This window comes from Flectobacillus sp. BAB-3569 (assembly GCF_002270355.1).
GTDB classification, from domain to species: Bacteria; Bacteroidota; Bacteroidia; order Cytophagales; family Spirosomataceae; genus Flectobacillus; species Flectobacillus roseus.
Map to the genome: position 1 here is coordinate 174,105 of NZ_NJFZ01000004.1, position 12,853 is coordinate 186,957.

General features: G+C 39.2%; 10 protein-coding genes. 3 read left to right on the forward strand and 7 right to left on the reverse strand.

What is annotated here, in order from left to right; genetic code table 11:
• Positions 1 to 30: 30 nt before the first annotated feature.
• The 4 genes from infB to BWI92_RS03645 all read right to left on the reverse strand — a co-directional run bounded on the left by infB (position 31) and on the right by BWI92_RS03645 (position 5,992).
• Positions 31 to 3,303: a translation initiation factor IF-2 gene (gene infB / locus BWI92_RS03630; protein WP_095160764.1), complete on the reverse strand. Its 3,273-nt coding sequence runs from the start codon at positions 3,301 to 3,303 to the stop codon at positions 31 to 33.
• Between the two features lie 215 nt (positions 3,304 to 3,518).
• Entirely contained in the window at positions 3,519 to 4,766 is a 1,248-nt protein-coding gene (gene nusA / locus BWI92_RS03635) for a transcription termination factor NusA (protein ID WP_095160765.1), read from the reverse strand.
• Between the two features lie 103 nt (positions 4,767 to 4,869).
• Positions 4,870 to 5,340 (reverse strand): ribosome maturation factor RimP, encoded by a 471-nt coding sequence (gene rimP, locus BWI92_RS03640; RefSeq protein WP_095160766.1) that lies wholly within the window; start codon positions 5,338 to 5,340, stop codon positions 4,870 to 4,872.
• A 211-nt stretch (positions 5,341 to 5,551) separates the two neighbouring features.
• Positions 5,552 to 5,992, reverse strand: a complete 441-nt coding sequence (locus tag BWI92_RS03645; protein ID WP_095160767.1) for a GNAT family N-acetyltransferase — start codon at positions 5,990 to 5,992, stop codon at positions 5,552 to 5,554.
• A 237-nt stretch (positions 5,993 to 6,229) separates the two neighbouring features.
• Between BWI92_RS03645 and BWI92_RS03650 the strand changes: the two genes are divergently transcribed.
• The gene (locus BWI92_RS03650) at positions 6,230 to 6,817 is read left to right on the forward strand and encodes a DUF4833 domain-containing protein (RefSeq protein ID WP_095160768.1); all 588 of its coding nucleotides are present in this window, start codon (positions 6,230 to 6,232) and stop codon (positions 6,815 to 6,817) included.
• 82 nt (positions 6,818 to 6,899) lie between these two features.
• Here the strand turns inward: BWI92_RS03650 and rimO are convergent, their stop codons facing one another.
• The 3 genes from rimO to BWI92_RS03665 form a co-directional block, all read right to left on the reverse strand.
• Positions 6,900 to 8,210, reverse strand: coding sequence for a 30S ribosomal protein S12 methylthiotransferase RimO (rimO, locus tag BWI92_RS03655; protein WP_095160769.1), 1,311 nt, complete (start codon positions 8,208 to 8,210; stop codon positions 6,900 to 6,902).
• A 212-nt stretch (positions 8,211 to 8,422) separates the two neighbouring features.
• Positions 8,423 to 9,235 (reverse strand): hypothetical protein, encoded by an 813-nt coding sequence (locus BWI92_RS03660; RefSeq protein ID WP_095160770.1) that lies wholly within the window; start codon positions 9,233 to 9,235, stop codon positions 8,423 to 8,425.
• A gap of 161 nt (positions 9,236 to 9,396) precedes the next feature.
• Positions 9,397 to 10,335 (reverse strand): hypothetical protein, encoded by a 939-nt coding sequence (locus BWI92_RS03665; protein ID WP_095160771.1) that lies wholly within the window; start codon positions 10,333 to 10,335, stop codon positions 9,397 to 9,399.
• 159 nt (positions 10,336 to 10,494) lie between these two features.
• Between BWI92_RS03665 and BWI92_RS03670 the strand changes: the two genes are divergently transcribed.
• Positions 10,495 to 12,090 carry an amidohydrolase family protein gene (locus BWI92_RS03670; RefSeq protein ID WP_095160772.1) on the forward strand — a complete coding sequence of 532 codons (1,596 nt, stop codon included), beginning with the start codon at positions 10,495 to 10,497 and terminating at the stop codon, positions 12,088 to 12,090.
• A 258-nt stretch (positions 12,091 to 12,348) separates the two neighbouring features.
• Positions 12,349 to 12,642 carry a hypothetical protein gene (locus BWI92_RS03675; protein ID WP_095160773.1) on the forward strand — a complete coding sequence of 98 codons (294 nt, stop codon included), beginning with the start codon at positions 12,349 to 12,351 and terminating at the stop codon, positions 12,640 to 12,642.
• The last annotated feature ends 211 nt before the right edge of the window (positions 12,643 to 12,853 follow it).

Consider the following 12,853-nt stretch of genomic DNA (forward strand, 5'->3'; position numbering starts at 1 on the left):
TTAATGCTTAACACTTTCAACTCTTCAATATTAAAGCGTACGCTTAACTTCTTTCATTTCGTAACATTCGATGATATCACCTTCTTGAATATCGTTGAAGTTTTTGATAGAAAGACCACATTCGTATCCAAATTTCACTTCAGCTACATCATCTTTGTAACGTTTCAAAGCAGAGATTTCGCCTTCGTGAACTACTACGAAGTCACGTACTACGCGGATTTTGTTATTACGTTTAACGTTACCTTCCAATACGTAACATCCTGCAACAGTACCCACTTTCGAGATTTTGAATACATCACGAACTTCGATATTAGCCGTAACTGATTCTTCGAATGTAGGAGCCAATAAACCTTCCATAGCATCACGAATTTCGTCGATTGCTTGGTAGATTACTGAGTAAGTACGGATTTCGATTTGTTCAGTTTCAGCTAAGCGACGAGCGTTTGTACTTGGACGTACTTGGAATGCCACGATAACGGCATCGGCAGCAGAAGCCAACAATACGTCTGACTCGGATACTTGACCAACACCTTTGTGGATAATACGTACTTGTACTTCTTCTGTCGAAAGCTTCAATAATGAATCTGATAACGCTTCTACTGAACCGTCCACGTCACCTTTAACAATAACGTTAAGTTCTTTAAATGTACCGATTGCTTTACGACGACCGATTTCTTCGAGTGTAATGTGCTTACGAGTACGCAACGATTGTTCGCGAATAATTTGCTCACGTTTGTTCGCAATTTCACGAGCATCGCGCTCATTTTCCATTACATTCAATTTATCACCTGCTGCTGGAGCACCACTCAAGCCCAATACCTGTACAGGAATAGCTGGGCCAGCTTCTTTCAATTTCTTTCCGCGATAATCAAACATTGCTTTTACACGACCGTAGTGTGCACCAGCCAACATCATATCACCAACACGAAGCGTACCTGCTTGAACCAAGATATTGGCTACATAACCACGACCTTTGTCCAAAGAAGCTTCGACAACAGTACCAACGGCACGTTTGTTTGGATTCGCTTTTAATTCTAGTAATTCAGCTTCTAGTAATACTTTTTCAAGTAATTCGTTGACACCCATACCTGATTTAGAAGAGATTTCTTGAGATTGGTATTTACCACCCCATTCTTCTACCAAGATGTTACGAGCCGCTAATTGCTCACGTACTCTATCAGTATTAGCACCAGGCTTATCTACTTTAGAGAATGCAAATACAATTGGCACACCTGCTACCATTGCGTGGTTGATAGCTTCTTCCGTTTGAGGCATTACAGCATCATCGGCAGCAATCACAATAATGGCAACGTCAGTAACTTTAGCACCACGAGCACGCATCGCTGTAAAGGCTTCGTGACCAGGAGTATCTAAGAAAGTAATACGACGACCATCTTCTTGTTTTACAGAGTAAGCACCAATGTGCTGAGTAATACCACCTGCTTCACCAGCGGCAACTTTAGCACGACGGATGTAGTCGAGCAAGGAAGTTTTACCGTGGTCAACGTGACCCATAATCGTTACGATTGGTGCACGCATTTCTAAAGTTTCAGGAGCATCTGCTTCTTCTTGAAGGGCCGCTTCAACTTCTTCCTCAGCTGATACAAATTGTACTTCAAAGTCAAACTCCTCAGCAATAATGGCAATAATATCTGCTTCGAGACGCTGGTTGATTGAAACGAACATTCCCAAACTCATACAAGTAGAGATAACTTCGTTTACAGAAACATCCATCAAAGATGCTAACTCGCTAGCAGAAATAAATTCAGTAACTTTAAGAATTTTTGCTTCTTCCTCTTCACGCATTTGGCGTTTTTCTTCACGCTCGGCACGAACTTTACGTTTTTCGCGACGTTCTTTTGCACCAAAGTTTGCTTTTGAGGTTTGTCCTTGAAGACGAGCCATAGTCGCTTTGATTTGTTCCTGAATTTGTTTGTCAGAAACTTCCTCTTTTTCGTCCTTCTTAGGCTTCTTCTTGTTGTTATTATTGTTACTGTTGTTGTTATTATTATTGTTATTGTGGTTATGGTTGTTGTTACCACCTCCAGAATTTGGTCCTTGAGGTTTTTTATTACCATCCCCAGGCTTACTTGGTTCGTCTTTCTTAGGACGCGGAGCACCCTTTTCGTTACGGATTTCTGCTTCAGTAACCTTTTCAGCAGGCTTAATACGTTTACGTTTCTTCTTATTTTTGTTATTAGAAGAACGAGGCTGTTCTACTGGTAATTCAATTTTACCTAATACAGTTAAGCCTTTTAGGGTTTCTCCTTTAGCTTCAATTAGCTCGATATTTCTATCTGTAGGAACCTCATCATAACGCTTTGGCTGTGGCTTAGGCTGTTGTGGCTGTTGCACAGGATTTTGCAGTTTGTTTTGATTTGACTGATTATTGTTAGGCTTTTGGCCTTGTTGATTCTGTTGGTTGTTGCGTTGTTGATTCGCTTGCTGGTTGTGCTGTTGCGGGCGATTGCCTTGTTGCACTTGAGCTTGAGGTTGTGCCTTTACTTCAGCAGCAGTAGGCGTTTCGGTTTTAGCTACAGGTTGAGACTGTGGCTCTGGCTGTTTTTTCTCTTCTACCACTGGAGCAGGTTCAGCTTTAACTATTGGGTTTTCTTCAGCAATTACTTTTTTACTTTCAACAACTACCTCCTCTTTAGGAGTATTCTCATTCTGTGTCGGCGCTACTACTACTGGTAATTCAGCTTTTGGTTCAGTGGTAGTCGGGGTTGGCGCTACTGGAGCTGGCGTTTCTGTAGGAGCTGCTATTGGTTGTGGTACCTCAGGCGCTTTGGTTTCAACTACAGGCGTTTCAACAATAACACTTTCAACTTTAGGTTCTGGTTTTGGTTCAACAGGAGGTGTTACTGGCTTTGGAGGCACAGGATTTCCTTTTCCGTCTAACTCAATTTTTCCTAATACTTTGAAAGTTACCTCTGCACGAGCTGAGATTTTCTCTGGCTCTGTAGAAGGTACTACCTCTTTGGGTTTATCTTCTGCTTTTCCTGCATCACTTGCTCCTTCACGGAAGTATAAAGGCATACCATCATCCTGTTTTTTAGGACTTGGTGCTGGTGCTTCCTCTACTACTTTTGGTACAACTGGTGCTGCTGGTTGCATACCTTCGAGTAAGCTATCATTGCGATATTCTTTCGCCAATAATTTTAGCTGCTCGAAATTCAACTTGGTATTGGGGTTGTTATCAACCTTGTGACCTTTGGCAGAGAGATATTGAACAATGGTTGAGATTCCCACGTTAATCTGCTTTGCCACAAGGCTCAAACGCATCATTTTATCTTCTGCCATACTTTTGCTTATCTCCTTTTCTATAATACTAATTGATTAATGTTATGAATGTTTCTGTTTTGTCTGCATTTTCATCAAATAGAAACCTATTTGAGAAAACCTGTTGACCGGATTGAATGATAGAATAGTTTTGAATTGAGTAAATGATATGCTCAAGCCGAAGCTTGAAGTTTTCGAACAACTATTCTATCATTCTATCATTCACTCAATCAATCTTATTCAAACTCAGAACGTAAAATAGACAGTACTTCGTTCACTGTCTCTTCTTCCAATTCAGTACGACGAACAAGTTCTTCGCTACTCAATTTAAGTACTTGCTTGGCTGTATCTAGACCAATACGGTGAAGTTCTTCCAAGATCCAGTCTTCGATTTCGTCTGAGAATTCTGTCAAATCCACATCCTCATCGTCTACTTCTTCTTGTTTGATATCACGGTACACGTCTAGCTCGTAACCTACTAGCTTACCCGCAAGCTTAATATTTTGTCCACCTTTACCAATTGCCAAAGACACTTGATCTGGCTGTAAATACACCGCAATACGTTTACGCTCTTTATCGATGTTCATCGAGCTTACTTTAGCTGGGCTAAGCGCACGCGCTACCAACAACTCAAGGTTTTCGGTATAGTTGATTACATCGATATTTTCGTTCTGTAATTCACGAACAATTCCGTGAATACGCGAACCTTTCATACCTACACAAGCTCCTACTGGATCGATGCGATCATCATAAGATTCAACAGCTACTTTAGCACGTTCGCCTGGCTCACGTACAATTCTGCGAATCATGATTTGACCATCATAGATTTCAGGGATTTCTTGCTCAAATAATCTTTCCAAAAATACTGGAGAAGTACGAGACAAAATGATTTTTGGCGTACCATTATTCATTTCTACACGGTGGATAACCGCACGTACTGGCTCACCTTTTTTGTAGCGATCCTTAGAAATCATTTCTGCTTTAGGCAAAATCAATTCATTCTTTTCTGCATCAGAAATGATTAATTCTTTACCAACAATTTGGTAAACATCGCCAGAAACCATCTCACCTACCAAGTCTTTGTACTTGTCGTAAAGACTTTCTTTTTCAAGGTCTTTAACCTTTTGGATTAGGGTTTGACGAGCCGTTTGAACTATACGGCGACCAAAGTCTTCTAGCTTCACCAATTCAGCCACCTCTTCGCCAATTTCGAAGTCAGGCTGGATTTTACGAGCTTCTTCCAATGGAATTTTGTCATAGTCCCAAATATCTTCTGAGTTGTCATCGACAATCTCGCGGGTACGCCACATTTCTAAGTCCCCGCTTTCCGGGTTGATGATTACATCGAAGTTGGCATCTGTTCCGTATTTTTTACGAATCATCGTACGAAACACCTCTTCCAACACCTTAATCATCGTCGGGCGGTCAACGCTTTTCTCTTTGGCAAAATCCGCAAACGACGCTATTAACTCTGCACTATTCATTGGTTCATAATTTTTAATGATTGAATAACTTGACAGAAAAGACTCTGGAGTGTTGAATTATTACTAATTCGCTCAACAAGTTCTACGCCAAGCAACGCAGCCACTATTTAAACGATATTTGTACCTTTGCTTTTTCTATATTCAAAAATGAAATAAATTCTGGTTCGATTACTTCACCTTTTTTCAGTTTCTTTTTAGGCTCTTCCAACAGAATAATTCCATCCTCTTTTACTTCTTGTAGTACTCCTACTTTCTCGGCACCATCTTTGAACTGAACTTTGAGCGTACGATCAATATTCTTGATGTACTGACGGGTCAATACTAGAGGTTGGTCAATACCTGGAGAAGACACTTCAAGGTTGTAAGCTGTTGGAATGAGTTCTTGTGCTTCGATACCATTAGCTAATTTTCGGCTAATTTTGGCACATTCCTCAATTTTGATGCCCTCATCTGAATCCACTAAAATCGTGATATTGATACGTGTTTTTAGGACATTGACTTGTAAATCCACCACGAAAAACAATCCGTTTTCGAGAAGTGGCTCAAGCATTTCTGCAATTTTATCTTTTAACATACTTGTTTTTGAAGCCTACAGGAAAGAAAAAAGAAAGCATGAAGATGAAAAACTCTAGAAAACCACCGCTTCACCCTCCTCTATGACTTTCTGGTCTGAACGTGTAATACAAAATAAAAAAGAGGGATTTCCGACCCCTCTTCCTAATTTTTCTGTTACAAAATTAGTACTTTTTTTATAAAAAAACAAAAAGATGTTATTTTTTCCTCTTTTAGAGAAGCGTAGGTACAAGAAAACTAAAGCCGTGTTTATCAAAGCCTAAGGATTCATAAAAAGCATGTGCTTCGACCCTCTTTTGATTGCTTGAAAGCACTAGTTTGTAACATCCTGCTTCGCTGCAAACTTGCATAGCATACTTCATCATTTGTCTGCCTATTCCTTTTCCCTGTAAATTTTCTTGTACTGCTACATCTTCGACAATTCCTGATGGCGTGCCTCTATGTGCCAAATTGTCCATTATTAACAAAGCAAAAGTACCTATCACTTGGCGTTCTTGCTCGGCTACATATACCTTGTAATTGGGATAGCTAGACATTTTTTGAAATAATACTTCTGCTTCCGACAGAGATAATACTTGACCTTTGTCCAACACCTCTGCATATAATTGGAGAATTGATGGCAAATCGCTTGTGGACGCTTGACGAATTAACATGAATTGAATGATTAGAGATTGAGCAAATAAGTAATCCGATTTTCTAAAGTAATTATTTTTCACAAAAAATAACTACTGCGACCTGATAATCAGAAGCCAATATGTCACTTTACACTTTCTCTTCGTTCTTGTTTCGTCTTCATTTTTTACAAAATACTAACGTTCTGTTACGGATTAACTCATCTGCGTTGATTACCTTTGCAGACTTAAAATTATAACAGGACTATTTCAAAAATAATGCAACTCTCAAAAGTCACTCAGACAGCCATATTCACCTTTGTAGTATCTCTGTCATTGTTCGTTAATCACTCAGAAAGCTTTGCGCAAAAAAATAAGCATAATACTCCCGCATCAGTCGAACAGTTTCCTATTCCAGCCGATGGGCCAAATCGCCTTTTTTATATTCAGCGTAGCTCCAATATCAACACTATCCTCTATGACGCTAATGTATTGCCTAACAATAAATTAGACCACAAAAACCCTGTCCACACTTATTGGATTAGATATACCGAAGGTGGCAAAAAGCAGGAGTTATCTAACATTCAAAGAACTTTAGCGTATGGCTTGCATACCAGTGCTCTTGAAGGTGAAGCTAATGCTTATGAAGGTCACTTTTTAGCTTATCGAAAAAGAAGATTTATTGTAAAATTAGATAGTCATGGCGAAGCTATTGCCTTGTTTCCCATTAACGGAAAAATGCAAATCCTGAAAAAAGTATTTGTGAGTGTAGATGAGAGTGGTTTGATGCCTTCTGTCAACTATATTGAGCTTTGGGGTAAAGACGCAACAACTGGTAAAGATGTATATGAGAAGTTCAAGCCGTAAATTCTCTTTAGTGATTGAATATTACCGTGTTTGCTTCAGTAAAATACAATGCCTGCAAGAGATGTTCTTGCAGGCATTGTATTTATTTAGCTAATTCGCCGTACAAATCAAATTCTTCGGCTGAGGTGATTTTTACATCTGCAAAATCGCCTAAACGAACATATTGACTAGCTGGAATTAAGACTTCGTTATCTACTTCTGGTGAGTCGAATTCTGTTCTACCAATAAAATATCCTCCTTCTTTACGGTCAAAAAGCACTTTGTAAGTATTGCCAATTTTTGCTTGATTCAATTCCAGAGAGATTTCTTGCTGTAATGCCATAATTTCGTCGGCACGTTCTTGTTTTACTTCTTCTAGAATATCGTCTTCGAAAGTGTGAGAGTGCGTATTTTCTTCGTGTGAGTAGGTAAATACGCCAAGACGGTCAAAACGCATTTTTTCAACAAATTGATAAGTTTCTTCAAAATCCTCTTCCGTTTCACCTGGGTGACCAGAAATCAAGGTTGTACGCAAAGCAATATTAGGTACTTTGTCACGGATGGCGTGGATTAAATCTTCTGTTTTTTCACGAGTAATACCACGGCGCATTCTCTTCAATACCTCTGTTGAGCCACTTTGTAAAGGCATATCCAAATAGTTACAGATATTTGGTTTGGCAGCCATTACATCCAATACGTCCATTGGAAAGCCAGCTGGGTATGCATATTGCAAACGAATCCAATCCATACCTTCAATGTCTGATAGACGGTCGAGTAATTCAGAAAGATTACGTTTTTTGTAAATATCTAATCCGTAATATGTAAGATCTTGTGCAATAAGGATAAGCTCTTTTGTTCCTCTTTTTACCAAAGATTTAGCTTCAGTTACGAGCTCGTCGATTGGGCGAGAAACATGACCTCCACGCATCAATGGAATTGCACAAAACGAACATGGGCGATCACAACCTTCCGCAATTTTCAGATAGGCATAGTGTGCTGGAGTTGTCAACAAACGCTCGCCAATCAATTCATGCTTGTAGTCTGCCTTGAGGGTTTTGAGTAGTCGAGGCAATTCGTTTGTACCAAAAAAAGCATCCACTGTTGGGATTTCCTTTTCCAAATCATCCTTATAGCGGTGCGACAAACAGCCTGTTACGTACAGTTTATCAATAACTCCAGCTTCTTTGGCATCTACATATCGTAAAATCGTATCGATAGATTCTTGTTTGGCATTATCAATAAAACCACAAGTATTTACAATAACAATATTTGAATCGTCCTTTTTAGACTCGTGGCTTACATTCATACCGTTGCCTTTGAGCTGAGTATAAATCACTTCAGAGTCTACCAAGTTTTTGCTACAACCTAATGTAACTATATTTACTTTATTTTTCTTTAACGTTTTCGTTTTCATTCAATTAGTTGCTTGAAAGTCGTTTTCTAGCTTAATAAAATTTGTAATTGCGAGAATTATCAGTTTTCAACATTTCTCCATTTTAATTAAGTCTGCAAAGTTACAACAAAAAACTTAGAAATGAGGATTTTGGTAAACTTGGGTCAAGCATCGAGGTTATAATTTATAGAAAAAGGCTGTGCGAAACCTTTATCGTTTCTCACAGCCTTTTTTTACAATTCTTCTACTTCAGTACTTACGCCCAATTCGGCAAATAGTCTTTCCCAATACGCCGAAACGGCTGGGTTGTTGACACGAGTTGAAGCCGTTGGTTCAAAAGGTTTGGCAACAAATACCTGTATTGAAGTCAGGTTATTGAGATTTGCTTTTAAATTACTGGCATCTTCTCTGGCCCAACCTACTGCGGCGGCGTCATCGACGGGAGGATTTTTGTGAAAATCGCGACGATGCTCGCCTTTCATGCTTTCGACCATGTCTGACAGATAATAGACCTTGACGTCATATCCTCTGGCAGCTTCTTTTTCAATCAATTCGAGCGAAGCCAGAATATCGGTACTTTCATTGCTACTCGAGGTATTGCGAGCGCTTAGTTGTTTCACGACTAACTGCTTGAAAATACTTTTTTCTTTGCCCAAATCCAGTAAAAACTCTGTTTTGAGAGCTTCTGAGTCGTTGGCATTTGAGCCTTCAGTCTCCTCCATGTCGGTACGACTGATTACTTCCGCCACTTTAGCTTTTGCGGTGTTTTCATGGATAAAATACACAATTAACTTATCGCCTTTTCCTCTGATATTCTTCTCTACTAAGTCATTGATAATTTTTGTGTATTTCTCATTCGCAAAACCTTTATCCACATTTACGCTCACTGATTTGTCGATAAATATCATAGAACAAACCTTTGTTTCGGGCAATGTGTTTTCTTGTTTTTTGTCTTGTCCTGAACAAGCCCAAAGTACAAGGCCCACCAATATGGAAAGGCCAAAACTTATCAACTTGCTCGGAAGTTTAAATCCGAGAAATTTCATTTTTCTTGTTTAACATTATATATGAGGATGATAAAATTACAATTCAAAATCCAAGAAGGTTCATCAAATTGACCAATCTATTGTGCAAACAGATAAACGGGCGTTTTGTCTTATGAATTGTAAAGTTAGCCATAGGTCATAAAGTACAAATGCTTCATTTCTTACTTCTGTGACCTTCCTACCGTCACCTGCTTCGATTGTACTAATCGCGCTACCGTGGTCGTTACCTTGCCATTTTCGGTTGTTGTATACTCCCAATTTAGTATTTTAAAAGGAAATTGGGCTTCGAATACAATACTAACTTTACGATGTTTTTCTGGATATTCTATCGTATAATTCTTCAAAACTTGCTTACTCAACGAGTCTGTTTTCTCTTCAAGCGTAGTTTTGCATGAAATAGCTTCTACCTTTTGATTTGTACTACGAAGGTATTCAAGACTAGGAATCATTTCGGCTTCTCCGTCTGGTAAAGTCTGTGGATTCAGGCGTATACGATTCCATATTTCGTCTTCGAGCCATGCCGTTTTTACACTCGTATCTTGTTGAGCTTTTGCTTGAAAATCGCTTTTACCTTCATACAAAAATGTCTGACCTTTCCAGTTCAATTGGCTGTATTCCTGTCCTCGTGTATTTTGTTTAGCATAATCTACCTTTAATGCATGAGGAAATACCACATAATTTGTGGGCGTAAAAGTAGAGTTCGTCAAAGAATATTCATATACTCCTGAGGCTATTTTCTGTATTAAATTTTGTTTGAGTACAGTTGTAGACGCAGATTTGTCAGATGAAGTAGTCTGCATACGTTTTTTTGTATCAAAATCTACCATCGTAAATACCAGTTGTATTTGACCTTTCTGCTGGCTTGTATCCATAGTTTGTGTTAATTCATAGGTATTAAGCTCCGACAATCCTGTATTCCAATATTGTTGAAAAGCTTGATCTTTGGCAAGAGGATTATCTTCTAATGGAGCGGTAGTATTAGTAGGTTTTTCTATTTGAAAAATAGTTGCTTTTTTAACAACAGCAAATAAGCAAGCCAAGATAATACAGAGAAAAAGGAAGTTTCCCCGAATCCATTTGTCGAGTATTTGTAGATTCATATCTAAGAAGTTTGTTGAATTGTTTCACAGCAAGTTACACATTTTAGTCAAAATCACTAACTTGTGTAAGGATGGTTAGGCGTATTTGTTTCTCACTTACCTTTTCCTATGACAAAAAGCCCCATCATCTTTCATTACTAATCAACCTTTATATAGCTCATGCATACAATTTTACGCATCAAACTCTTACTCCTGACACTATGCGCAGGCATCACTGCCATTGCCCAAATTCCCAAAGCTCCCTCACGTACGGAAGGCGAAGGTCAATTTAATCGCATGATTATTCGAGGGGTCAACGTCATCAACGGAACGGGCTCTCCTATGCAAGGACCTTGTGATATTGTTATCGAGAAAAACAAAATTACCCAAATCAAGGTAGTGGGCTATCCAGGCGTACCTATTGACCCAAAAGATAGACCCAAAGCGGATAAAGGCGACAAAGAATTAGATTGTACTGGTATGTACGTGCTCCCAGGTTTTGTAGATATGCACGGGCATATTGGGGGGCGTTCGCAAGGTACGCCAGCCGAGTATGTTTTCAAGCTATGGTTAGCGCATGGTATTACCACCATCCGTGACCCTTCGGCAGGAAATGGCTTGGATTGGGTACTAGACCAAAAGCAAAAGTCTGAAAAAAATGAAATCACTGCTCCTCGTATCTTGGCCTATACAGCCTTTGGTATGGGTTCGAAAGAAAGTATCACTACCGCAGATCAAGCTCGTGCTTGGGTAGAAGAAAATGCTAAAAAAGGCGCAGATGGTATTAAGTTTTTTGGCGCAAGACCCGAAGTTATGGATGCGGCTTTACGTCGCAACAAAGAATTGGGACTTCGCTCGGCTTGTCACCATGCGCAAGTAGATGTGGCTCGTTGGAATGTACTCAACTCTGCCAGAGCAGGCTTGACCTCAATGGAACACTGGTATGGCTTACCAGAAGCGCTATTTGATAGCCAAACGATTCAGGACTATCCTGCGGATTATAACTATGGCAACGAACAAAATCGTTTTGAAGAAGCAGGTAAACTTTGGAAACAAGCTGCCAAGCCAGGCTCAAAACGTTGGAATGAGGTTATGGATGAATTGTTGAAACTTGATTTTACGATTGACCCCACTTTCAATATCTATGAAGCCAATCGCGAGTTAATGTTGGCTCGTCGTGCCGAATGGCATGAAGAATACACATTGCCTCAGTTATGGCGTTTTTATCAGCCTTCACGTGTTTCGCATGGCTCGTATTGGCAAGACTGGGGTACAGAGCAGGAAGTAGCTTGGAAAGAAAATTATCGTTTATGGATGAACTTTGTCAATGAGTACAAAAACCGTGGCGGAAGAGTAACCGCAGGGTCTGACTCTGGCTTTATATTCCAACTTTATGGCTTTGCGTATATCCGAGAGCTTGAGTTGCTACGAGAAGCTGGTTTTCATCCGCTTGAGGTCATCCGTGCGGCAACCCTCAAAGGTGCTGAGGCACTAGGTATGCAAGACAAAATTGGTAGTGTAGAGACTGGTAAGTTGGCAGATTTAGTAATTTTAGAAGAAAACCCTCTCAAAAATATCAAGGTTTTGTATGGTACTGGAGCCATTCACTTGACGGAAAGCAATGAAGTAAAACGTGTGGGTGGTGTAAAATACACCATCAAAGACGGCGTAATCTACGATGCGAAAAAACTCTTATCTGACGTTCGCAAAATTGTTGCTGAAGCGAAAAAGACTGAAAATTTTGAAATTTTTCAGCCAGGCCTAGAAAAGAAATAATCATTTAATTTTCAAACAAATAAGTCTACAACAACCCTTATTTATCACGAAGCTCCTTGAAAAAACCAAGGAGCTTCATGTTTTTTTATAGTGTAATGGTATGTTTTTTGAACCAGTTGGATTAATTAAAATCATTGAGTGAAGTGACAGTACTTATTTATCAAATATTTTATTGATAAAAAGGCTTTTTTCTATTACTTTACTAAAGTCAAAAAAAGGATAATTCCTTATTATCCAAACCCATAAATCCAACTTCCTATGCTAAATCGTGTGTTATCCCCACTCAAAACATGGTCAGGTATTTGGCTATGCTTACTTTTTCTTAGCATGAGTAGTACATCTGTTCATTCTGCCGTAAGTAGTAAACTCCAACAAAAACCTTCGACTAGTGCTAAAGCTAAACCAAGCACCAGTTCAAAAACAACCACTAGTAGTAAATCCACTACTAAGAGTAAAAAGAAAAAAGGTAGTAAGAGTAAGCGAGTTGCCAAAGTAGATACAACAGACCTTGATCCTACTCAAGTAAAAGTTCCTTTATACCAAAATCCCTAGCCACAGGTCGGAACTGTTCGAAGGATTTTAAGCATCATCTATTTCGGATATCAGATCTTGGATTGCGGAAGTACCACCTGCTTTTTTGACTCTTATTGTAGAAAAAAGCTATGTAGTATGCCCTTATTTCCGAAATCAGGAATCCCAAATTAGCCATAGTTTGAAGCCCATCGTACATTACTAACCACAAGTCGCTCAGTGTCATTTCTAA